The organism is Arthrobacter sp. OAP107, from assembly GCF_040546765.1.
Classification (GTDB): Bacteria; Actinomycetota; Actinomycetes; order Actinomycetales; family Micrococcaceae; genus Arthrobacter.
This window is the reverse complement of the sequence record NZ_JBEPOK010000001.1, coordinates 147,432-168,505: the sequence shown is the minus strand read 5'-3', so window position 1 is coordinate 168,505 and position 21,074 is coordinate 147,432. Positions and strand designations below refer to the sequence as shown.

Sequence of the window (21,074 nt, the reverse complement as noted above, 5' to 3'; positions counted from 1 at the left end):
CGTTGCCACCGGCCCAGCCCGACTCCTGCTGTAGTCTCTTGACACCGACGGACCCGCTCCGCTTCACTATTACGTATGCTGAAATAACAGTTCCATGATGCGGAACTCGACACTTCCGAGCCAGGGGGTGGCGATCGCCGGGAGAGTATCCGGCCCTCCGCATAGCCGTCACCATGGATGCCAGCATTTGCCTGAGGATCACAACGTGAAGCTTGCCGAATTCAATGCCGCGGACAGGGACGCCGCCGACGCTGTCCTGCGTCCCTGCATCGACGTCCCGCGCTGGGTGGACCAGATCGCCGCTGCGCGCCCGTTCGCCTCCCGCCAGGAGCTCCTTGACGGAGCCCGCGCCGCCGCCGCCCCGTTCACCCCGGAGGAGGTGGAAGGCGCCATGGCGCACCACCCGAGGATCGGCGAACGCCCCGCCGCAAAGACCACCGAGGCCGCCATGTCCCGGTCCGAACAGGCAGGCGTTGACCCCGCTGACACCGAAGTGGCGGACGCCCTGGCCCGCGGCAACCGCGCCTACGAGGAAAAGTTCGGCCGGGTGTTCCTGATCCGCGCCGCCGGCCGCACCGCGCCCGAAATCCTGGCAGCGCTGAACGAGCGCCTGGCCAACACCCCGGCGCAGGAAGACGCCATCGTCGCGCAGCAGCTGCGGGAAATCGCACTGCTCCGCCTGGAGGGAGTGATCAGCGAATGAGCGTCTCCCACGTGACAACCCACGTCCTGGACACCGGCGCCGGACGCCCGGCGGCGGGCATCGCCGTCGTGCTTTACGCGAACGACGGCGGCAGCTGGACAGAGCTGGGCAGCGGCACCACCGATGCCGACGGCCGCGCGAAGGACCTGGGACCGGAGGTCCTGGCCCCCGGGAACTACCGGCTCAATTTCGCCGTCGGCGACTACTACGCCCGGCAGGGCGGCACAACGTTCTTCCCGGAGGTGGACCTGGTCTTCGAGGTCACCGGCACCGAGCACTACCACGTGCCGCTGCTGCTGAGCCCGTTCGCCTACTCCACCTACCGCGGCAGCTGAAAGGAGACAAAATGCGGCTGATGCGCATTGGCCCGGCGGGCAACGAGGTCCCGGTGGTCATCGACGACGACGGCCAGGCCTACGACCTGCGGCCGGTCACCCGGGACATTGACGGGACCTTCCTGCAGGCCTGGTCCGGCCAACTGGAGGACCTGGACCTGAGCGGCCTCCCCCGTGTGACGGTCGACGGCAAGAGGATCGGTGCCCCGATCGCCAGGCCCGGCGCCGTGATCGGAGTGGGGCTTAACTACGCCGCGCACGCCGCAGAATCCGGCCTGCCCGTGCCCGAGCGTCCCATCATCTTCTTCAAGCACCCCAACACCGTGGTCGGCCCCGACGACGATGTCGTCATCCCGCCCGGGGCGCAGCGGGTGGACTGGGAGGTGGAGCTGGGCGTGGTGATCGGCCGGCGCGCCAGCTACCTGGCCTCCGACGCCGAAGCGGCGGACTGCATCGCGGGCTACGTCCTGTCCAACGACGTCTCCGAGCGCGAGTACCAGCTGGAGCACTCCGGACCGCAGTGGTCGCTCGGCAAGTCCTGCCCCACCTTCAACCCGGTGGGGCCCTGGCTGGTGCCCTCGACGGCGGTGCAGGCCAACGATATCCGCCTCGCTTCCTGGGTCAATGACGAGGTCCGGCAGGACAGCACGACCGCGGACATGGTCTTTGGACCGGCCGAACTGGTCCGCCGGCTCTCGCAGTACCTGGTGCTGGAACCGGGGGACCTCATCACCACCGGCACCCCGGAGGGCGTGGCGCTGTCCGGCCGCTTCCCGTACCTGCAGGCCGGGGACCTCATGCGGCTGTCCGGCGGGGAGCTCCTGGGCGAACAGCGGCAGCGGCTGGTACAGGGGGCGCAGGCCTGAACACGGGGCCGAGTGTACCGAGGCCGGCCGGCGGCCGGGATGACAGTAGGCTAGATGGCATGTCTTCCGACCAGCCCACCCCCGAACGCGGGGTTCCTGAACGGCGCGAAATCACCGTCCGGCGCGCCCCCAAGTATGTCCCCTTCCTGGTCCTGGGCGGGCTGGTGGGCTTTGCCGCGGCGGCGGTCATTGCGTACGCCCTGCCCGGCGACGCCAGTTACGACCGCGGGACCGTGTACGGCTTCTTCATGGTGCCTTGCGCCGCGGCCGGTGTGATTCTCGGCGCAATTGCCGCCCTAATCCTGGACCGGGCCAGCGTCCGCCGCGCCCGCCGCGGTGTCGTCGAATCAGTCCCGGAAACGGAACATCCCGCCGCAGGCGTGGAAATAATCACCGAACCCGCTCCGGAGCCGGGCCCGGCCCCGGAGCGGACCGCGGACGACGGCGGCGAGCCCGGCCAGCGGTCATAATCCGTCGGCCGGAATTTCCTTACCCCATGACGTGAGATAATCAACCAGTGGCACGCGGCGATGGAAAACTTTCTCATGATCTTCTCCCTGGCGAAAAAGGCCCGATGGACGCTTGCGGCGTCTTCGGCGTCTGGGCACCAGGTGAAGAAGTAGCAAAACTTACCTACTACGGGCTGTACGCACTGCAGCACCGCGGACAGGAGTCGGCTGGTATAGCCACCAGCGACGGCAAGCGGATCAACGTCTACAAGGACATGGGCCTCGTGTCCCAGGTCTTCGACGAGACCACGCTTAACACCCTGACCGGGCATCTGGCTGTGGGCCACTGCCGCTACTCCACCACCGGAGCCAGCCACTGGGCCAACGCCCAGCCCACCCTGGGCGCCACCGCCACCGGCACGGTGGCCCTGGCGCACAATGGCAACCTGACCAACACGGCCGAACTCAACGCCATGATCCATGAGCGCAACGGCGGCCAGCTCAGCGGCGAAATGAAGCAGGGCAACACCTCCGACACCGCCCTGGTGACGGCGCTGCTCGAAGGCGAAGAGGGCAAGACCCTCGAGGAGACCGCCCTCGAACTGCTCCCCAAGATCCGCGGCGGCTTCTGCTTCGTCTTCATGGACGAGGGCACGCTCTACGCGGCCCGCGACACCTTCGGCATCCGCCCGCTCTGCCTGGGCCGCCTGGAACGCGGCTGGGTGGTTGCCTCCGAGCAGTCCGCCCTCGCCACCGTGGGCGCAAGCTTCATCCGTGAGATCGAGCCCGGCGAGTTCATCGCCATCGACGAACAGGGCGTGCGGTCCCGCCGCTTCGCGGACCCGACGCCGGCCGGTTGCGTTTTCGAATACGTCTACCTCGCGCGGCCGGACGCCGCCATCGCCGGCAGGTCCGTTTACGAATCCCGCGTGGAGATGGGCCGCCAGCTCGCACGCGAGAACACCCAGACCGCTGACATCGTCATCCCGGTCCCCGAATCCGGCACCCCCGCGGCGGTGGGCTACGCCGAGGAATCCGGCATCCCGTTCGCGCACGGCTTCGTCAAGAACTCCTACGTGGGCCGCACCTTCATCCAGCCCTCGCAGACGCTGCGCCAACTGGGCATCCGGCTGAAGCTCAACGCCCTGGAGTCCGTGATCCGCGGCAAGCGCGTGGTGGTGGTGGATGACTCGATCGTCCGTGGCAACACGCAGCGTGCCATCGTCCGGATGCTCCGCGAGGCCGGCGCCGCCGCCGTCCACGTCAAGATTTCCTCCCCGCCGGTCCAGTGGCCCTGCTTCTACGGCATCGACTTCGCCTCCCGGGCAGAGCTGATCGCCAACGGCGCCACCATCGAGGAGATCTCCCAGGCCATCGGCGCCGATTCGCTGGCGTACATTTCCGAGGACGGCATGATCGGCGCCACCCAGCAGCCCCGCGAACGGCTCTGTACAGCATGCTTCACGGGCAAGTACCCCATCGAGCTACCCGGCGCGGACAAGCTTGGCAAGAACCTGCTGGAGCGCACGGACCTTGGCGGACTGCCTGCCGCGTCCGGCGCAGCTCCTGTGGCTGGCCCGGCAGCCGACGCCGCCGCCGAAGCGGCCATCGAACCGGCTGCCGCCACCCCCGGCAACCCGGACAGCATCCCGGTGACCGAGGACCCCGCGGAGAAGCCGGGTGCCACGGGCTGTGACCCGGGGCCGGATTCCGAGCTCGAGAACCTGCTCACCGACGCCGACCGCGTGCCGGATCTCCACCACGACGCTGCGACCGTCGGCGCTGACAAGAAAGAGTCCTGATGACTTCCGCTTCCTCCACTGCTGACATGAATGCTGCCCAGAACAACGCCGGCATCACCTATGCGGCCGCCGGTGTGGACGTCGAGGCCGGCGACCGCGCCGTCGAGCTCATGAAGGACGCCGTCAAGGCGACCCACAACGCATCGGTGATTGGCGGCGTCGGCGGTTTCGCAGGCCTGTACGACGTCTCCAAGCTCCTGACCTACAAGAAGCCCCTGCTCGCCACCTCCACGGACGGCGTGGGCACCAAGGTGGCCATCGCCCAGGCAATGGACATCCACGACACCATCGGCTACGACCTCGTGGGCATGGTAGTTGACGACATCGTGGTGGTGGGCGCCGAGCCGCTGTACATGACCGACTACATCGCCTGCGGCAAGGTGGTTCCGGAGCGCATCGCCGACATCGTCCGCGGCATCGCCGCCGCCTGCTCCGTGGCCGGCACCGCACTGGTGGGCGGCGAAACCGCCGAGCACCCCGGCCTGCTGGGCGAGCACGAGTACGACGTCGCCGGCGCCGCCACCGGCGTCGTGGAAGCCGACGCGCTGCTCGGACCAGACCGCGTCCGCGCCGGCGACGTGGTAATCGGCATGGCCTCCTCCGGCCTGCACTCCAACGGCTACTCGCTGGTCCGCCGCGTCATCAACCACGCCGGCTGGGCCCTGGACCGCCAGGTCTCCGAACTTGGGCGCACGCTGGGCGAGGAACTGCTGGAACCCACCCGCGTCTACGCTGCGGACTGCCTGGACCTGGCCCGGGCGTTCCCGGTCACCGGGGACAAGGCTGTGCACGGCTTCAGCCACGTCACCGGCGGCGGCCTGGCAGCCAACCTGGCCCGCGTGCTGCCGCAGGGCCTCGTGGCCACGGTTGACCGGTCCACCTGGGAGCTGCCCGCCATCTTCAAGCTCGTCTCCGAACTGGGCCGGGTGCCGCTGCCCGACCTGGAGCGCACGCTGAACCTCGGCGTCGGAATGGTGGCCGTGGTGTCCGCCGAAGCCGCAGATGCCGCCGTGGCCCGCCTCAACGAGCGCGGACTGCCGTCCTGGATCATGGGCGCCGTCAGCGCCGACTCGGACGCCGTGGTCAAGACCGGCCCGGACTACGTGCAGGGCGCCAAGGGCGTGGACGGCGGCGCAGTCCAGCTGGTCAACGCCTACGCGTAGCTAAAACATCGAGGGCCCACCGCCTGCCTGGACGGCAGATGGTGGGCCCTCGGCGTTTAAAAGACGTCGGCGTTAGACCTGCAGGACGCTGAACACCCCGCCCTGCGGGTCCTTCAGCGTGGCGATGGTGCCGCCGTCGTCGTCGAACTCCGGCTCCACGAGCACCTCGGCGCCGGCGGCGACGGCCGACAGCACCGCTTCCTTAACGCTGGACACGCCGAAGCAGACCTGCCAGCCGCGGCTGCCGTCTTCGTCGTCCCCGTCTTCCTCGGGTGCCGGGGCGACGCCCGCCACCTCCGCCCCGTCCACCATCAGCGTGGTGTAGGTTCCGCCATCGTCCTGCGGATATTCGGTCACGTCGTGCCCGAAGAGCTGCTGGAAGAATCCGACCGCGGCCCGCGGTTCGGGCGTGATCAGCTCGGCCCAGGCGAAGGCACCGGGCTCGTTGTGCCGCCCGCTGCCCGGGTGGGTGCCGGCCTGCCATACGCCGGTGGCGCCGCCGCCCGGCGGCTCCACGAACACCATGGTTCCGGTGTCCCCGATGTCCTCCGGCCCGAATTGCACCGCGCCGCCGGCGTGGTCGGCTTCCTCCGCGGTGGACCGGGCGTCGTCCGTGGCGAAGTAGACGTTCCAGTGCGCGGGCTGGTTTGTGTTGCCCTGCTGCGGTTGCGGCGCCACCGTCGCCACGAGGTCGTCATCCAGGAAGGCCTTCGCGTAGCTGCGGCCGTCCGGAGTGGGCAGGTCCTCGTAGCGCCACCCGAACACCGCGGCGTAGAAGACCTTGGCCGCAGCCACATCCGGCGTCTGGACGTCCGCCCAGCAGAGCTCTCCGAGTCTGTACCCGCTGCGCTGCACCATGCCTCCGTACCTTTCGTTGACTGAAGTCCCTCAAGCCTAATTCTTCTAGGCGCCGGCGTGCACGCCCGTCCGGTGAAGGCAACGAGCCGCTCCAGGCTGCCCGCTGTCTCAGCCACCTGCTGGGCCGGGGCGAAGCTGGCGGATCCGGAAACGCCAAAAGGCCCGTTGGGCACGCCAAAGAGTGGCGTGCCCAACGGGCCTGATAACTGTGGTGACACCGGACTTTCCCCTGCCGCCAAGTATCGGGCTATGACAAGAAGTCCGGGTCATGAAGGGAAGCGGGCAACCCTAATGCGGGAGATACCCAGGAGGTGTTCGACGGCGGCGTGCAGCCAATTGCCTGACGGCAGTTCAGCGGGAACGGCTAACCGATACGGCGGCTGTCTACCTCGTCGTCGTCTTCATCCAAATCGTCCGCGTACTTATCCACGTAGGCTGAATAGTCCGGCTCGACCGGTTCATTCGCGAAATGGCTCGTGGCACGACTTCCCGGACCCGTGAGCTCACGCTGTAGGGCCGAATAATCGGTGTTCGGGGAGTAGTACTTGATGTCCCGAGCCTGCTTGGTAGCTTTTGCCTTTTGACGGCCGCGCCCCATGGCGTGACCCCCTTTTGTACTTGGACCGGAGGTGGTCACCTTTGGCGATCGGTGAGGCCCCGGAATGTTTGGTCAATTTGTCGTACCCCTAGATTACATGCTTTCGGCGGCATCTGCTTGCCACGCGGGCCTCCGGAGGCCCGCGTGGCCCCCTTCTCCGCGGCAATCCGGGGCTCGCAAAGATTTTTTGTTCGATAGAGTCTCCTGAACGACTGCATTTGATGCCCGCCGCCGAGCGAACGCCAGGAAGGGGTGCCGCCCCATATGAGTGACAACGATCCCAGCCACGACGGGGAACGCGGGCCGGCCCGCGCCGTCGCCGTGCAGCCCGAGCCGAGCTCAGCCGCGGCGGCACGAGTCCGACCCAGCGAAGCCCAAGACGGTCCGGCACGGCTCAAAAGCCTCGCAGGATCGGTCCGTTCCCGGCTCGCACGGCCCGAGGCCCGGCAAACCCTGCTCAAGGCCGGATTTCTTGCCGCGCTGCTGGTAGTCGGCGGCCTGCTCGTGTGGCTCCTGACGTCGCTCCTCGCCGCCGCCACCTTGCAGTCTGCCAACCGGCCAGAGGCGGCAGCGGCGGAGCCCTCCGCCGCCCCGCCGGCCGCGTCTCCCCGGCCCAGCCTGCCCCTGGCCGGCGTGAGCCCGCTGGACTTCCGTGTGGGCGACTGTTTCAAGGACTTCGACCCCGAAGCGTCCAAGTCCACGATCGTTGCCTGCACCATCGACCATTCCGCCCAGCTTGTGTCGGTCACCCATTACGCCGACGGTGACGCGTACCCAGGCCGGGAAGCCCTGAAGACCCGGGCCAGGGAGACGTGCCAGACGGCCGCCCTGACGGAGAAGTCCAACGCCTACAACCTGAACTACCGCCTCGCCTACCCGAGCACGGCGAGCTGGGCCAAGGGCGACCGCCGCGTGGACTGCTACGTCACCGCGTCCGGCAACATCATCAAGGCAAGCCTGCTCCCGTAACTGCCCTGCTCCCGTCCCGCCAGTCGCGCCTGCCTAGTCCCGGCGGCGGACGGTGAGCCCGCTGCCCAGGGACGCGCCGCCGTCGGGCCCTGAGAGTGCCTCCAGTCCCTCCACGGTGAGTTCCCCGAGATCCGCTGCGGTGTCCACCAGGACGGTGTCGCCGTCGGAGATGTCGCCGGCCAGGATGGCCTTGGCCAGCCGGTCGCCGATTTCGCGCTGCACGAGACGGCGCAGCGGCCGGGCGCCGTACGCCGCGTCGAAGCCGGACATCGCCAGCCAGGAGCGGGCACCTTCGGTGACCTCGAGTGAGAGCCGCCGGTCGTGCAGTCGCTTGGCCAGGTCGGCGACCTGCAGCTCGACAATGCGGGCGAGCTCCTCAACTGACAGCGGATCGAACAGAACCACCTCGTCCAGCCGGTTCAGGAACTCCGGTTTGAAGCTAGCATTCACCGTGGCCATCACCGCGTTGCGCTTGGCGTTCGCATCCAGCGTGGGATCCACGAGGAACTGGCTGCCCAGGTTGGAGGTGAGCACCAGGATCACGTTGCGGAAGTCCACGGTGCGGCCCTGTCCGTCGGTCAAGCGGCCGTCGTCGAGCACCTGCAGCAGGATGTCGAACACCTCGGGGTGGGCCTTCTCCACCTCGTCCAGCAGCACCACGGAGTACGGCCTGCGGCGGACGGCCTCGGTGAGCTGGCCGCCCTCCTCGTAACCGACGTAGCCGGGAGGCGCACCGACCAGGCGCGCTACGGAGTGCTTCTCGCTGTACTCGGACATGTCGATCCGCACCATGGCGCGTTCGTCGTCGAACAGGAAGTCCGCGAGCGCCTTGGCGAGCTCGGTTTTGCCGACGCCGGTGGGGCCGAGGAACAGGAAGGAACCGGTGGGCCGGTTGGGGTCGCTGATGCCGGCCCGTGCGCGCCGGACGGCGTCGGACACGACGGTGACGGCCTTGGACTGGCCAATCAGCCGCTTGCCGAGCTCCTCCTCCATGTGCAGCAGCTTCTGGCTTTCGCCCTGGAGCATGCGGCCGGCCGGGATGCCCGTCCACGCCGAGATGACCTCGGCGATGTCATTGGCGGTGACGTCCTCCGCCACCATCAGCGCGGACTTGTCCGCGACGGCGGCTTCCGCCTCCGCGGCGGCGTTCAGCTCTCGTTCCAGGGCAGGAATTTCGCCGTAGAGGATCCGGGACGCCGTCTCCAGGTCGCCTTCACGCTGCGCCTTGTCCGCAGTGGACCGCAGCTCATCCAGCTTTGCCTTCAGGTCGCCCACCCGGTTCAGGCCGGCCTTCTCGGCCTCCCAGCGGGCGTTGAGACCGGCCAGCTGCTCCTTCTTGTCCGCCATGTCGGCGCGCAGCGCGGCGAGGCGCTCCACGGACGCGGCGTCCGTCTCGCCCTGCAGGGCGAGCTCCTCCATGGTGAGCCGGTCAACGGCGCGGCGCAGCTGGTCGATCTCCTCCGGGGCGGAGTCGATCTCCATGCGCAGCCGGGAGGCGGCCTCGTCCACGAGGTCGATCGCCTTGTCCGGCAGCTGCCGGCCGGAGATGTAGCGGTTGGACAGCGTCGCGGCGGCCACCAGCGCGGAGTCGGCGATGGCCACCTTATGGTGGGCCTCGTACCGCTCCTTCAGGCCGCGGAGGATGCCGATGGTGTCGTCCACGCTGGGCTCCCCGACGTACACCTGCTGGAAGCGCCGCTCCAGGGCAGGGTCCTTTTCGATGTTCTCGCGGTATTCGTCGAGGGTGGTGGCACCGATCAGCCGCAGCTCACCGCGGGCCAGCATGGGCTTGAGCATGTTGCCGGCGTCCATGGCACTTTCGCCAGTGGCCCCGGCACCCACCACGGTGTGCAGCTCGTCGATGAATGTGACAATCCGGCCTTCGGAGTTTTTGATCTCCTCAAGGACGGCCTTGAGCCGCTCCTCGAACTCGCCGCGGTACTTGGCGCCGGCCACCATGGAGGCCAGGTCAAGGGCGATCAGGGTCTTGCCGCGGAGGCTTTCCGGCACGTCGCCGGCCACCATCCGCTGCGCCAGGCCCTCGACGACGGCGGTCTTGCCGACGCCGGGCTCGCCGATCAGCACAGGGTTGTTCTTGGTCCGGCGGCTGAGCACCTGCACAACACGGCGGATTTCGCTGTCGCGGCCGATGACCGGATCGAGCTTCCCCGAACGCGCCACGGCGGTGAGGTCGGTGCCGAACTTTTCCAGGGCTTGGAAAGTGTTCTCGGGATCGGGTGAGTTGACCTTGCGGTCGCCGCGGACACCCGGGAGCGCCGCCGCCAGCGCCTCGTGGGACGCGCCGGCATCGCGCAGCAGCCTGCCCACGCCGTCGCTTCCCGCCGAAAGACCCAGCAGCAGGTGCTCGGTGGAGACGAAGGAGTCACCCAGCTTGTCGGCCTCGTTCTGGGCGTTCTGGATCGCCTGCAGGGAGGGCCGGGACAGCTGGGCCTGCTGGACCGAGCTTCCGGACGAGGCGGGAAGGGCTTTGATGGCGGTGCTGGCCTGCACGCTGACGGCGTCCGGGTCCGTTCCGGTGGCGCGGAGGAGGGCGACGGCGACGCCCTCCCGCTGATCCATCAGCGCCTTGAGCAGGTGGGCGGGTTCCACCTGCGGGTTCCCGGCCGTGGAGGCGTTCATGGCGGCAGCCGAAAGAGCCTCCTGGCTCTTGGTGGTGAATTTGACGTCCAAAGAGAGCTCCTTTCGAAAACGGTTTAGCGAAGTTGAGTCTACTACGCTCAACTTTGCTTTTTCACGCCTTCCCGGCCAAGTTTTCCCACAGCGAAATGCCCTCTGGCGGGCGGGCGAATTTTCCGTGAACGGTGGCCCTTGAACTGTATCGCCACTGGCCGAATCCCCCTAGGATCGATCTGTGGCTGCTGGCGCCAGCCCAAAGAAACTAGTCCCTAGACCACCCCCAGAGACAGGACCGGCAATGAAGAAGTTTGTAGTTCTTTACAACGCACCGCAGTCGGCACAATCCCAGATGGCGGAGAGTTCCCCCGAAGCCGCGCAGGAGGGCATGAAGGCCTGGATGGAGTGGGCGTCCCGGGCCGGCAGCGGCATCGTCGACATGGGCCAGCCCCTGGGCGCCGGCAAGGAATTGACGCAGACGGGCGCCACGGACACGAACACGAGCGTGGGGGGCTACGGCATCCTGCAGGCCGAGGACATGGACGGCGCCCTGGCCCTTCTTGATGGGCACCCCCACCTCATGATGCCCGGCGCCAGCATCCAGGTGTACGAGACCCTCGATTTGCCAGGAATGTAGCCGCTAGGAGCCCCGGATCCCCGAGACGCTGGTGATCCAGGCGAGGTTGCGGACCACAGAGGCGTGGTCATTGAAGTAGCCGGTGTAGTTCGCAGGGTTCCGGGCCGGCAGGATGTCCGACGTCGACAGCACGCCCGCCAGTTTGCCGTTCACAATCAGCGGCCCGCCCGAGTCGCCGTTCAGCGTGTGGCCACTCTCGGACCGCGTCCGGACAGACGGGCCGCCATAGCTGTCCACGCCCTGCCAGACCACCGAGACGTCCGCCGCCTTCAGGTAGTAGGACATGGCACCGGACCCCTCTGACTGATAACCCCAGCCATACACCTTCGCGGGCGTTCCGGTGGTGGGAAAGGAACTGGACAGGCCAACGTAGGAGCCGTAGTACGGCGTGGCCAGCTTCAGCAGCAGGACATCGCCGGCCGGGGCGGGATAGCGCCTGGTAACCGAACGGACGGCGCCCCCGGCCCCGAGGTAGCCGGTGCCCAGCCGCACCGACCTCAGGCTCGTCGAGTTGCAGTGCTTGGCCGTGACGACCCAACTGGCCGCGATCAGGCTCCCGGTACACCCGACGCTGGTACCTGCGGAATCGAAGGAAACTTGCGCCACGAAGGGGGCGGCTGAAACTGTGGTGGTGCTGCCGCCTGCAATGTCCCTGCTGAACGTGCCGTCGCCATGGGGCGCCGGCGCATCCGCGGCCACAACTGCCCGGGCGGACTGGGCGGAGAGAACGGGAGCCAGCAGCGCTGCACCGGCCGCGGCCGTGGCCAGGATTTTCGCGATCTTCAACGTGGGGTCCTTAGCGTTGGGGGCGAGAGGTCCGACTGCGAGCGTACGGTGATTGACATGATTTGTCATATTCATTGCAATGCTTGTCACTGTCATGCGGCAGGCCGGCTTATGGTCTGGGGGCACTGCGGGCATTACCCTGAGGACCTAGCAGTATTACTGTCCCAGCCTGCAGCGGCATCAGGCTCAGCTCCGCGGTGTGAGGGATCATGACTGGACTGTCTAAACAGCGGACATGGTCCGGCGTGGCTCCGGCCGTTCTCTCGCTGGCGCTGCTGCTCACCGCCTGCCAGGCCGGTCCGCCCGCGCCGCCGTCGGGAAGGCCGTCCAGCCCCGTGGAAACCTCTTCCCCGGCCGGGACCACCCGGCCGGGGAACGCCGCGCCCGCCGTCCACTTCACGGCCCAGGGTGACATCGGGCTGGGCACGGGAGCACGAAAGGTGCTTGACACAGTCAACGGCCTTCATCCTGAGCTCAACCTGGCCCTCGGAGACTTCTCGTACGAGGCAGGCCGCGAGCAGGAGTTCTGTGACATGGTCACCAGCAAGCTGGGCGGAGACTTCCCCTACCAGGTGGTGACGGGAAACCACGAGAGCGACGGCCACGACGGCGACATCGCCAACATCGTCCAGTGCCTGCCCAACAGGCTGCCGGGACTCCAGGGCGAATACGGAGTCCAGTGGTACGCGGATTATCCGGAACAGAACCCGCTGGTGCGCTTCATCATGGTGTCCCCCGGCATCGAGTTCCACGACGGCAACACCCTGGACTACTCCCCGGACAGCGAGCGCTGGCGGTGGACAGCAGCCGCCCTGGACGGGGCGAGGACCAAGAAGATCCCATGGACCGTCGTCGGCATGCACACACCGTGCCTGAGCGTGGGCAAGTACGGCTGCCAGGCCGGGCGTGACTTCACCAACCTGCTCGTCGACAAGAAGGCGGACCTGGTGCTGACGGGTCACGACCACATTTACCAGCGGAGCCATCAGTTGGGGCGGCGCCAGGATTGCCCGGTGCTGGTGCCGGACAGCTTTTCCGGAGGCTGCCTCGCCGACGCTGACAACGCCATGGTTCAGGGTGCCGGAACCGTGTTCGCCACCGTGGGTACCGGCGGCGTGGGGCTTTATGACGTCAACGGCGAGGACCCCGAGTCCCCCTACTTTGCTGCCTGGTCAGGAAAAAACCGCGACGCCGCCCTCGGCACCCTCGACGTGACGGTCACTCGGGACCGGCTGTCAGCACGGTTCGTTCCCGCGGACGGCTACACCTTCACGGACAGCTTCGAGATCGGACATAGGTAGTCTCCACGGCCCTCAGCAGGCAATGCCGTCCTGCGCTTAGAATCTCCCCATGGCCGTCTACCTCGATCCGCCGCTTTGGCCTGCCCACGACACACTGTTTTCGCACCTGATTTCGGACACGTCCCTGACGGAACTCCACGCCTTCGCCGCTGCCGTGGGCATCCCTGAGCGGGCTTTCGACGGCGACCACTACGACGTGCCGCAGCGCCGCTATGACGATCTGGTGACCGCGGGCGCCGTCCCGGTGGAGGCGCGGGTCCTGGTCCGGAAACTCATCGCCAGCGGGCTCCGGATCCCGGCCCGCAGCCGCACGAAGTCCCTCAAGACTCCCCTGCTCAACCGCTGGAACACGGTGATGCCGGGCCATGACGCCCTGTTCCTGGACCTGCTGGACCGCTGGAGCGAGGGCCACCGCAGGTATCACGGCTGCACCCACCTGCTCGCCGTGCTGGAGGCCCTGGACCTGCTCACCGAACCTGCCCGGCCGCCGCGTACCGTGGTCCTGGCGGCGTGGTTCCATGACGCCGTCTACCGGGGTGTGGCGGGCCAGGACGAGGAGGAATCCGCCCGGCTCGCCGAGCTCCGGCTCGCCCAGGCCGGTCTCCCGCCGGCCGACGTCGAGGAGGTGGCGCGGCTGGTCCGGCTCACCTCTGATCACCGGCCGGAGGCAGGGGACGACGACGGCGCCCTCCTCTGCGATGCCGACCTGTCGGTTCTGGGCGGGGAACCGGAGCCCTACGCCCGGTACGTTGCTGCCGTCCGGGAAGATTATGCGCACATCGGCGACGCCGATTTCGCGGCCGGAAGGGCCGCCGTCGTCCGCCAGCTGCTGGCGCTGGACCCTCTCTTCCATACCGAACGGGCCCGCAAGCTCTGGCTGGACGCCGCCCGCCGAAACCTGCAGGGCGAACTGGCGTGACCGGCGCCGGCCGGAAGTTGTGGGTCAGCGGTAGGCGGTGATGAACGGCCTGTCCGTGGGCACGATCTGCTTGCCCAGCGGCATCAGCGAAACCGGGATCAGCTTCAGGTTGGCGATGGCCAGCGGGATGCCGATGATGGTCAGGGCCATGGCGACTGCGGTGACCACGTGTCCGACCGCGATCCAGATGCCGGCCACCAGCAGCCAGATCACGTTGCCGAGCAGCGAAAACACGCCGTTTCCGCCCGGCTTGTCCACCACCATCCGCCCGAATGGCCACAGGGTGTAGGACGCGATCCGGAAGGAGGCGATGCCCCACGGGATGGTCACGATGAGCAGGCAGCAGATGATGCCGGCGGCGAAGTAACCGAGCGCCAGCCACAAGCCGCCGAAAACCAGCCAGATGATGTTCAGGAGTGTCTTCATCCGTCCATTCTGCCGGTCGCGGAGGCCGAAGTGGCTCGGGATCTGCCCTGATTTAACCCTTAACCTTCAGCCTGCGGACTTTCGTCCTGGCGAACAGCCGCCCTTGCACCGAGGCGCGGGACGCCCGCGGCGGCGACCATCAGCGCCAGCAGCCCCAGACCCAGCGGGAGTGAGGCGGCGGTGGCGATGGCACCCACCAGGAGCGGGGCGCCGGCGTCGCCGAGTTCGCGTCCGAGCTCGGCCGAGCCCATGGTCCGCCCCATCCTTTCCTTCGGCGTGCTGTCCGCCAGATGCGCAAAGCCCAGCGGGGTGGCCGCGCCGACGCCGGCGCCGATCACCGCCGCGGCGATGAAGATGGTGACCGGTCCCGGTGCTGCCGCCACGAGGCCCACCCCGGCAGCGGTGAGCAGCAGGCCCGTGCGCATCCCCCCGGCGTCGCCAATGCGGTGCATGTCGCGCATGGCTCCGATCCGCGGCTGGACCAGCAGCGAGGCGACGGCCAGGACACTGACGGCGGCAGTGCCCGCCACCGGATCCAGGCCATGTTGCACGGCCAGGGCAGGGAGGAAACCGATCGCGGCGCCCATGGCGCCCATCGAGGCGGCCAGCACCAAAGTGGGCACCAGGAACCTGCGCTCGGCAACCTGCCGTGCCAGGTCCAGCACGGTGTACCGCTGGCGCGGGAGCGGCGGCAGGTGCGGCACGGCCAGAAGGACCCACACGGCGGTGGCCGCGGCAAGCGCCGACAACGCCCCGAACAGCAGCGCGAAGCCGCCGGCGGCAATCAGCCCGGCACCGAGCAGCGGGCCGATCACGTACCCGAGGCTCTTCCAGGACCCGTACCTGCCGAAGAAGGTCCCGGCGTTCTTCCCGGCCGAGAGCCGGGCCACCATGGCCGAGGACGCCGGGGAGAACGCCGAGGCGGCGGCACCCTGGCCCAGGCGGGCGAGGCCCAGCAGCAGCGGATTGGCGGCCCACAGGCCGATCAGGGACAGGACGGCGAAGCCGATGAGTCCGCCGACGATGACAGGCTTGGCCCCGATCCGGTCGCTCAGCGCGCCAAAGACAGGCTTGAGGAACACCTCGGAGAGGTCGTAGACGGCCAGCAGGATTCCCAGGTTCAGCAGGGTCAGGCCGATGTTGCCGCTCTGGGCGCCCAAGCCGGCGGCAATGCTGTGCGCGCCGAACGCGGTCACGAATCCGGCGGCGTACAGAGGAGCCGCGGGCGTCCTGGCGCCGCGGTCCGTTACGGACGGAGTCACGGCATTGACCGGGTCATGGCGGTCAGCCTTTAGCCGCCGCCACGAACGCCCTGATCTTGGCCAGGTCCTTCACTCCCCTGCTTTGCTCGACGCCGGAGGAGACGTCCACGCCCCATGCCCCGGCATCGCTGGCGGCCTTCGACACGTTGGCGGGGTCCAGGCCGCCGGCCAGGAGCCACTGCCGTCCCGCCAGGCCTTTGTCACGCACGGAACCGTAGTCCCAGGCCTCGCCGGAACCGGGAACTGCGGCGTCGACGAGCAACAGGTCCTCGCCCCAGTCGGCAAATGCGTCCGGTCCGGCACCCATGGTGACGGCGCGGATGACCTTCATGCCGGCGTCGTGCGCTGTTTTTACGTCATCAGGTGTGCGCTCACCGTGGAGCTGGATCCAGTCCAGCCCGGCCGCCCGGGCGATGGCCACCGCGTCGGCGGCCGGTTCGGAGCGGAAGACGCCGACGGCGGCCACGCCGTCGGGCACTCCCTCAGCGAGCTTGGTGACCTGCGCGGGCGATACGACGCGGGGGCTGGCCGTCAGGACAAAGCCGACGGCGTCCGCGCCGGCTTCCACGGCTTCCCGGACAGATTCAGGCGTGCTCAGGCCGCAGACTTTGACGAACATTCACCGGCTCCTTTGTGTTGAAAGCATCGCCCTCGACCGCAGCGATCCGTCGCCGACTTTACGCGGGGAGGGAGAGCGGGGCAACGCGCGGATAGGCTGGGCTGATGGAGATTATCCGCTTCGCCGACCTCAAACCCCAGCCCTGGCGCAACGGCGGCGGGGTCACCCGCGAGCTTGCCAGCCGCAGCGGGGGCGCTTCGGCCGGCACTGCTGCATCTGAAGACGGGGCGTGGGACTGGCGGGTCAGCATCGCCGACGTCACCAGCGCCGGGGAGTACTCCGCCTTTCCGGGGATGGAACGGGTGCTGACCGTGGTCGAGGGCGAACTGCTGTTGCTGGCCGTGGACGGCACCGAGCATCCGCTCGAAAAATACCGGCCGTTCCGCTTTCCCGGCGGCGCGGCCTCCTCGTCCGCCCTGCCCACCGGGAATGTCCGAAACCTTAATGTCATTGCCCGGGAGGGGGCCTTCAAGGCGTACACCTCGATCATCGAGCTGTCCAAGAAGCGGGCCCATCCCGTGTTCGAGGGCCAGCTGGGCATCCTGCTGCAGGGACAGGCAACGGTCAGTCCGGGAAGGGCCGCCAGCCCGGGAAGCGCCGGGGCGGACAGCACGCCCGTCCCGCTCGGCCGCTACGACGCAGTGGTGGGCTCGGACAGCCAACCGCCGGAAATCCTGGGCCGCGGGTTCCTGGCCGTGGTGTCCATCGATCCGGTAACCGGCTAACCCGGGCCACATTACCGGTGAGTTTTGCCACCAACGGTGGCACCCGCCGTCGGGCGTTGCTAGGGTAAAAGCCTAGGTCCCCTCCCCGGACCTCCGGACGACGGTTCAGTACCCGGTGCGCGACAAGACTGGCCAAAGGATCTGTCATGTCGTGGTTCATCCTCATTCTCTCCGGCGCCCTCGAGGCGGTGTGGGCGGCAGCGCTGCACCGGGCCTCCCAATCCACGGGCCGGCGCCGGGTCGCGGCCGGGGTGCTCTTCCTCGTTGCCGTCGTGGCCAGCACCGCCGGCCTCGGCATCGCGATGCAGTCCATTCCCACCGGCACCGCCTACGCGGTGTGGGTCGGCGTGGGTGTGGTGCTGACGTCCGCCTACGCGATCGTGGCCAAAGTTGAACGGCCGACGGCGGCGCGGCTGCTGTTGCTCGGCGGTATCGCTGCGTGCGTGGTTGGGCTGAAGGCGGTGGCGTGATGCTTGCGAAGCCTGCCACGGCCTGGATCATCCTGCTCGCTTCGGCCCTCCTGGAAGCTGTCTGGGCCACGGCGCTGGGCCTGTCCGACGGCCTGGCCCGCCCCGTGCCCACGGTCGTATTTGTCGTGACCGCCGCGCTGAGCATGCAGGGTCTGGGCATGGCGGTGAAGCACATCCCGCTCGGCACCGCCTACGCCGTCTGGGTGGGTATTGGCGCGGCTCTGACGGTCGGCTGGGCCATGGCCACCGGCGTCGAACCCTTCAACCTGCTCAAGGTGCTGTTCATCGCGGGGATTGTGGGATGCGCGGCCGGACTCAAGATGCTCCCGGCGGGCCCTGGCCGCCGGCGCGGGGCTGATCCGGCTCCCTAGACTGGGAAACATGGACACGCTCATTCACTCACTTCGGGACATCACCATCCGCCGGATCTCGGTCAGCGAGATGGACAACAATGTGTATCTGCTGACGGCCAAGGAGTCCGGGGCACAGCTGCTGATTGACGCCGCGGACGACCTGCCGGCCATCCAGGGACTGCTCGCGGACGCCGCGGCAGACACCTCCGCCGAGCCCAGGCTGGCGCTGATCGCCACTACGCACCAGCACTGGGACCACGTGCGCGCGCTGCCCGGTCTCGTTGAAGCCACCGGGGCCAAGACCGCTGCGGGCACAGACGACGCCCCGGAACTGCCCGTGACGGTGGATGTGCTGCTGGACCACGGCGACGTCGGGAACTTCGACGGATTCGACGTCACCGCCGTCCACCTGCGGGGCCACACTCCCGGTTCCGTGGCGCTGGTCTACCAGGACCCCGAGGGTCCGGCGCACATTTTCTCCGGAGACTCCCTGTTCCCCGGCGGCGTAGGCAACACCCAGAAGGATCCCGAGCGGTTCAACCAGCTGCTCACCGACGTCTCCGAGCGGCTCTTCGACGTCTACCCGGACAACACCGTGGTGCACCCGGGCCACGGCAAGCCGACCACGCTCGGCGCGGAACGCCCGCACCTCGAGGAGTGGCGCGCCCGCGGCTGGTGATCCCCACCGGCCCAGCTGCGCTTTGGCGGTACGCAAAATACCGGTCGCTACGGGAATTCCCGTAGCGACCGGTATTTTGCGTATCGACGCCTGTTTAGCGGCTGCGGCGCTCGTTCGACGCCGGGGCCGACGCGCGGCGCGGAGCCTTCCGGGCCGGACGGCCATCACCGGAGCGGCCGCTGCCGCCCGCGGAGGAACCGCCGGCGTAGGATCCACCGGACGTGCCACCGGTGGTGGAGGACCAGACGGCCTTGGAGCCGCCGGCCTTGCTGCCAGCAGCGGCGCGCTGTCCGGTGGCCGGACGTCCGCTGCGCTGGCCGCCGGTGGCCGGGCGACCGGTGCCGCCACGGGGGGCATCGCTGCGGGTGAAGCGGGATTCCGGACGCCCGTCCGAACCTCGGCCGGCCGCTGAACGGCCACCAGCCGCCGGAACGTCGTTGCGGTGGGTCGATGCCGTGCCACGGCCACGTGCGTTGCGGCGGGCTGCCGCTGCCGCTGTGGCGCGGTCCTCGTTCTGCTCGATGACGCGCTCGGCAGCGTCGCGGGCGGCGGCGCGGCCTTCGTAGGCAGCGGCACGGCGTTCGGCGCGGGGCAGGTCCGTGCGGGGAGCCTCGGCGGAAACCCGTCCGCGGCCGCCGCGGCCACCCCGGCCACCGGCCGTGGGTGATGCCTGGCGGCGTGCGCGTTTGCGTTCGGCGTTGGCACCGGTGGAGGTGCCGCCGCCCTGGTTGGCCTTGGCGGCGAGCAATGCCGCGCGCGTCCGGGGGTCAACCTTGTCGGCGATCTCGCCCACCAGCTCGGCAACGATCGGGGAGCTGGCGGTAACCCGCTCAAAGCTGACGTCGACGCCCGCAGCCTTCATGAGCTTCCGGACGTCCGTCTGCTGCTCGGGCAGGGTCAGCGTGACTACGGTGCCGTCGGAGCCGGCACGGGCGGTACGGCCCGAGCGGTGCAGGTAAGCCTTGTGCTCGGTGGGCGGGTCGACGTGGATGACCAGTTCGACGTCGTCGACGTGCACACCGCGGGCGGCGACGTCGGTGGCGACCAGGACCCGGACCTCACCGGAGGAGAATTCGGCGAGGTTGCGGTCCCGGGCGTTCTGCGACAGGTTGCCGTGCAGGTCGACGGCGGGGATCCCGGCGTCCGTCAGGGTCTTGGCCAGTTTGCGGGCGTGGTGCTTGGTCCGCATGAACAGCACGCGGCGGCCGGCGCCGGACGCCAGTTCAACGATCAGCTGCTTCTTGACGGTCTGGTCATTGACCACCAGCACGTGGTGCTCCATGGTGGTCACCGCCGCCTGCGGATCGTCCACGGAGTGGGTCAGCGGGTTGGACAGGTAGCGCTGGACGATCTTGTCCACGCCGTTGTCCAGCGTGGCGGAGAACAGCAGGCGCTGGCCCTGGCTCGGGGTCATGTCCATGAGCTTCTTGACCACGGGCAGGAAGCCGAGGTCGGCCATGTGGTCGGCCTCGTCCAGGACCGTCACCTCGACGGCTTCGAGGGTCAGGATGCGCTGGCGGATCAGGTCCTCCAGCCGGCCCGGGCAGGCGATGACGATGTCGACGCCGGCGCGCAGGGCCTTCTCCTGGCGCGCCTGGGAGATGCCGCCGTAGATGACGGTGGTGTTCAGGCCCATGGCCTTGGCCAGCGGCTCGATGGTCGCGTTGATCTGGGTGGCCAGTTCACGGGTGGGCGCCAGGACCAGGCCCATGGGGCGGCCGGGCTTGCGGAAGTAGGCTGCTTCGCGCTCGGCGAGGCGGGCCACGAGGGGGATGGCGAAGGCGATGGTTTTACCGGAGCCGGTGCGGCCACGGCCCAGGACGTCGCGGCCGGCCAGGGTGTCCGGCAGGGTCTTGACCTGGATGGGGAACGGGGATTCGATGCCCTGGGCAGTCAGGGTTTCGGAGAGTGCCTTGGGCGTGCCGAGGGCAGCAAAAGTAGTCATATGCGTTTATCAGGGTCTTTCAGGCGGTATCCAGCGGATATCGGCCCCCGAAGCCGGTTGGCCCAGGGGGTCGCCGAAGAAAAGTCAGGTGATCAACCGGGCTGCTGCCAGTATTCAAACAGCGGCCGCCGGGACCAATAGCGTTCATCGACGCAGGATGTGCCTCTCACATGAAAAAAGCCCACCCTCCAAATTACAGAGCAAAGCGGGCATCACTGCACATCAAGTCCCATGAGTCTACCATCCGGGGGTTGCGGGCCCTATTTGCGCCTTCCCAGCACCGCCTGCAGGTGTGCGTGATGCAGCTCACGGCCAACAATGGACGACGACACTTGGGACTGGCATGCTGAACATATGTCGAAGACTATTGCGGCGTTTCGTGCTCGCTGCGAATTTCCCGCTATGGGGGCTGAATCCCGGCTGGACTGCGGAAATGCGCTTTCCCCCGCGCCGCTCCGGCCGTCATGGAGGCAACCCGCCCCGGTTCCCGCCGGGCAGCCCCGGCGGCGGGCGCGCGCAGGCAGCGTTCCGCCGCTCATAGTCTTAACACCATCCCAATTGTTAGTTCCGTCACA

General features: G+C 68.3%; 22 protein-coding genes and 1 riboswitch. Of the genes, 14 read left to right on the top strand and 8 right to left on the bottom strand.

Annotated features, from left to right (window positions below; all coding sequences use genetic code 11):
- Positions 1 to 205 precede the first annotated feature (205 nt).
- From uraD to purM, 6 genes are read left to right on the top strand one after another with little or no spacing between them, the layout of a single operon-like run.
- Positions 206 to 703, top strand: a complete 498-nt coding sequence (gene uraD / locus ABIE00_RS00720) for a 2-oxo-4-hydroxy-4-carboxy-5-ureidoimidazoline decarboxylase (RefSeq protein WP_331574244.1) — start codon at positions 206 to 208, stop codon at positions 701 to 703.
- The gene (uraH, locus tag ABIE00_RS00715; RefSeq protein ID WP_354255445.1) at positions 700 to 1,038 is read left to right on the top strand and encodes a hydroxyisourate hydrolase; all 339 of its coding nucleotides are present in this window, start codon (positions 700 to 702) and stop codon (positions 1,036 to 1,038) included. Before uraD ends, uraH begins: the two co-directional genes overlap by 4 nt.
- An 11-nt stretch (positions 1,039 to 1,049) precedes the next feature.
- Positions 1,050 to 1,904, top strand: coding sequence for a fumarylacetoacetate hydrolase family protein (locus ABIE00_RS00710; RefSeq protein WP_354255442.1), 855 nt, complete (start codon positions 1,050 to 1,052; stop codon positions 1,902 to 1,904).
- Positions 1,905 to 1,963: 59 nt separating this feature from the next.
- Positions 1,964 to 2,374, top strand: coding sequence for a hypothetical protein (locus ABIE00_RS00705; protein ID WP_354255439.1), 411 nt, complete (start codon positions 1,964 to 1,966; stop codon positions 2,372 to 2,374).
- A gap of 47 nt (positions 2,375 to 2,421) precedes the next feature.
- Entirely contained in the window at positions 2,422 to 4,155 is a 1,734-nt protein-coding gene (gene purF / locus ABIE00_RS00700) for an amidophosphoribosyltransferase (protein ID WP_354255437.1), read from the top strand.
- Positions 4,155 to 5,318, top strand: a complete 1,164-nt coding sequence (purM, locus tag ABIE00_RS00695) for a phosphoribosylformylglycinamidine cyclo-ligase (RefSeq protein WP_354255434.1) — start codon at positions 4,155 to 4,157, stop codon at positions 5,316 to 5,318. The genes purF and purM overlap by 1 nt, the downstream gene beginning before the upstream one ends.
- Positions 5,319 to 5,390: 72 nt before the next feature.
- Here purM and ABIE00_RS00690 read toward each other — a convergent pair whose 3' ends face one another.
- On the bottom strand, positions 5,391 to 6,176 hold the full coding sequence (locus ABIE00_RS00690) for a VOC family protein (protein WP_354255431.1): 786 nt from the start codon (positions 6,174 to 6,176) through the stop codon (positions 5,391 to 5,393).
- A gap of 364 nt (positions 6,177 to 6,540) precedes the next feature.
- A complete protein-coding gene (locus ABIE00_RS00685) occupies positions 6,541 to 6,774 on the bottom strand; it encodes a DUF3073 domain-containing protein (protein WP_003803040.1) in 234 nt (77 codons plus the stop codon).
- A gap of 264 nt (positions 6,775 to 7,038) precedes the next feature.
- Between ABIE00_RS00685 and ABIE00_RS00680 the strand changes: the two genes are divergently transcribed.
- Positions 7,039 to 7,743 carry a septum formation family protein gene (locus ABIE00_RS00680; protein ID WP_354255428.1) on the top strand — a complete coding sequence of 235 codons (705 nt, stop codon included), beginning with the start codon at positions 7,039 to 7,041 and terminating at the stop codon, positions 7,741 to 7,743.
- Between the two features lie 33 nt (positions 7,744 to 7,776).
- Here the strand turns inward: ABIE00_RS00680 and clpB are convergent, their stop codons facing one another.
- Positions 7,777 to 10,434: an ATP-dependent chaperone ClpB gene (clpB, locus tag ABIE00_RS00675; RefSeq protein ID WP_354255425.1), complete on the bottom strand. Its 2,658-nt coding sequence runs from the start codon at positions 10,432 to 10,434 to the stop codon at positions 7,777 to 7,779.
- Between the two features lie 244 nt (positions 10,435 to 10,678).
- On the opposite strand from clpB, the gene ABIE00_RS00670 reads away from it, so the two are divergent.
- A complete protein-coding gene (locus ABIE00_RS00670) occupies positions 10,679 to 11,014 on the top strand; it encodes a YciI family protein (protein WP_354255423.1) in 336 nt (111 codons plus the stop codon).
- Positions 11,015 to 11,017: 3 nt separating this feature from the next.
- On the opposite strand, the gene ABIE00_RS00665 is transcribed toward ABIE00_RS00670, so the two are convergent.
- On the bottom strand, positions 11,018 to 11,800 hold the full coding sequence (locus ABIE00_RS00665) for a S1 family peptidase (RefSeq protein ID WP_354255420.1): 783 nt from the start codon (positions 11,798 to 11,800) through the stop codon (positions 11,018 to 11,020).
- Between the two features lie 209 nt (positions 11,801 to 12,009).
- Between ABIE00_RS00665 and ABIE00_RS00660 the strand changes: the two genes are divergently transcribed.
- A complete protein-coding gene (locus ABIE00_RS00660; RefSeq protein WP_354255417.1) occupies positions 12,010 to 13,101 on the top strand; it encodes a metallophosphoesterase in 1,092 nt (363 codons plus the stop codon).
- A 49-nt stretch (positions 13,102 to 13,150) separates the two neighbouring features.
- A complete protein-coding gene (locus ABIE00_RS00655; protein WP_354255414.1) occupies positions 13,151 to 14,020 on the top strand; it encodes a DUF4031 domain-containing protein in 870 nt (289 codons plus the stop codon).
- A gap of 24 nt (positions 14,021 to 14,044) precedes the next feature.
- Here ABIE00_RS00655 and ABIE00_RS00650 read toward each other — a convergent pair whose 3' ends face one another.
- The 3 genes from ABIE00_RS00650 to ABIE00_RS00640 are packed head-to-tail and all read right to left on the bottom strand — an operon-like array spanning position 14,045 to position 16,327.
- Positions 14,045 to 14,446 carry a YccF domain-containing protein gene (locus ABIE00_RS00650; protein WP_354255411.1) on the bottom strand — a complete coding sequence of 134 codons (402 nt, stop codon included), beginning with the start codon at positions 14,444 to 14,446 and terminating at the stop codon, positions 14,045 to 14,047.
- 59 nt (positions 14,447 to 14,505) lie between these two features.
- A complete protein-coding gene (locus ABIE00_RS00645) occupies positions 14,506 to 15,708 on the bottom strand; it encodes an MFS transporter (protein ID WP_354255409.1) in 1,203 nt (400 codons plus the stop codon).
- 22 nt (positions 15,709 to 15,730) lie between these two features.
- Positions 15,731 to 16,327: a phosphoribosylanthranilate isomerase gene (locus ABIE00_RS00640; protein WP_354255406.1), complete on the bottom strand. Its 597-nt coding sequence runs from the start codon at positions 16,325 to 16,327 to the stop codon at positions 15,731 to 15,733.
- A gap of 104 nt (positions 16,328 to 16,431) precedes the next feature.
- Here ABIE00_RS00640 and ABIE00_RS00635 point away from each other — a divergent pair, with 104 nt between their 5' ends.
- The 4 genes from ABIE00_RS00635 to ABIE00_RS00620 all read left to right on the top strand — a co-directional run bounded on the left by ABIE00_RS00635 (position 16,432) and on the right by ABIE00_RS00620 (position 18,554).
- Positions 16,432 to 17,052 (top strand): HutD/Ves family protein, encoded by a 621-nt coding sequence (locus tag ABIE00_RS00635; protein ID WP_354255403.1) that lies wholly within the window; start codon positions 16,432 to 16,434, stop codon positions 17,050 to 17,052.
- 70 nt (positions 17,053 to 17,122) lie between these two features.
- Positions 17,123 to 17,189: riboswitch (guanidine-III (ykkC-III) riboswitch) on the top strand.
- 9 nt (positions 17,190 to 17,198) lie between these two features.
- Entirely contained in the window at positions 17,199 to 17,522 is a 324-nt protein-coding gene (locus ABIE00_RS00630) for a DMT family transporter (protein ID WP_354255400.1), read from the top strand.
- A complete protein-coding gene (locus ABIE00_RS00625) occupies positions 17,522 to 17,893 on the top strand; it encodes a DMT family transporter (RefSeq protein WP_354263233.1) in 372 nt (123 codons plus the stop codon). The genes ABIE00_RS00630 and ABIE00_RS00625 overlap by 1 nt, the downstream gene beginning before the upstream one ends.
- Before the next feature lie 10 nt (positions 17,894 to 17,903).
- Positions 17,904 to 18,554: an MBL fold metallo-hydrolase gene (locus ABIE00_RS00620; RefSeq protein ID WP_354255397.1), complete on the top strand. Its 651-nt coding sequence runs from the start codon at positions 17,904 to 17,906 to the stop codon at positions 18,552 to 18,554.
- 94 nt (positions 18,555 to 18,648) lie between these two features.
- Here the strand turns inward: ABIE00_RS00620 and ABIE00_RS00615 are convergent, their stop codons facing one another.
- The gene (locus ABIE00_RS00615) at positions 18,649 to 20,499 is read right to left on the bottom strand and encodes a DEAD/DEAH box helicase (protein ID WP_354255394.1); all 1,851 of its coding nucleotides are present in this window, start codon (positions 20,497 to 20,499) and stop codon (positions 18,649 to 18,651) included.
- Between the last annotated feature and the right edge of the window lie 575 nt (positions 20,500 to 21,074).

Coding starts and splice junctions, on each gene's coding strand:
- ABIE00_RS00685 (WP_003803040.1), bottom strand. CDS start 6,774: ATGGGGCGCGGCCGTCAAAAGGCAAAAGCTACCAAGCAGGCTCGGGAC.
- ABIE00_RS00635 (WP_354255403.1), top strand. CDS start 16,432: ATGGAGATTATCCGCTTCGCCGACCTCAAACCCCAGCCCTGGCGCAAC.
- ABIE00_RS00630 (WP_354255400.1), top strand. CDS start 17,199: ATGTCGTGGTTCATCCTCATTCTCTCCGGCGCCCTCGAGGCGGTGTGG.
- ABIE00_RS00670 (WP_354255423.1), top strand. CDS start 10,679: ATGAAGAAGTTTGTAGTTCTTTACAACGCACCGCAGTCGGCACAATCC.
- ABIE00_RS00690 (WP_354255431.1), bottom strand. CDS start 6,176: ATGGTGCAGCGCAGCGGGTACAGACTCGGAGAGCTCTGCTGGGCGGAC.
- ABIE00_RS00640 (WP_354255406.1), bottom strand. CDS start 16,327: ATGTTCGTCAAAGTCTGCGGCCTGAGCACGCCTGAATCTGTCCGGGAA.
- ABIE00_RS00625 (WP_354263233.1), top strand. CDS start 17,522: ATGCTTGCGAAGCCTGCCACGGCCTGGATCATCCTGCTCGCTTCGGCC.
- ABIE00_RS00705 (WP_354255439.1), top strand. CDS start 1,964: ATGTCTTCCGACCAGCCCACCCCCGAACGCGGGGTTCCTGAACGGCGC.
- ABIE00_RS00620 (WP_354255397.1), top strand. CDS start 17,904: ATGGACACGCTCATTCACTCACTTCGGGACATCACCATCCGCCGGATC.
- ABIE00_RS00655 (WP_354255414.1), top strand. CDS start 13,151: ATGGCCGTCTACCTCGATCCGCCGCTTTGGCCTGCCCACGACACACTG.
- ABIE00_RS00660 (WP_354255417.1), top strand. CDS start 12,010: ATGACTGGACTGTCTAAACAGCGGACATGGTCCGGCGTGGCTCCGGCC.
- ABIE00_RS00710 (WP_354255442.1), top strand. CDS start 1,050: ATGCGGCTGATGCGCATTGGCCCGGCGGGCAACGAGGTCCCGGTGGTC.
- ABIE00_RS00615 (WP_354255394.1), bottom strand. CDS start 20,499: ATGACTACTTTTGCTGCCCTCGGCACGCCCAAGGCACTCTCCGAAACC.
- purM (WP_354255434.1), top strand. CDS start 4,155: ATGACTTCCGCTTCCTCCACTGCTGACATGAATGCTGCCCAGAACAAC.
- ABIE00_RS00680 (WP_354255428.1), top strand. CDS start 7,039: ATGAGTGACAACGATCCCAGCCACGACGGGGAACGCGGGCCGGCCCGC.
- uraH (WP_354255445.1), top strand. CDS start 700: ATGAGCGTCTCCCACGTGACAACCCACGTCCTGGACACCGGCGCCGGA.
- ABIE00_RS00650 (WP_354255411.1), bottom strand. CDS start 14,446: ATGAAGACACTCCTGAACATCATCTGGCTGGTTTTCGGCGGCTTGTGG.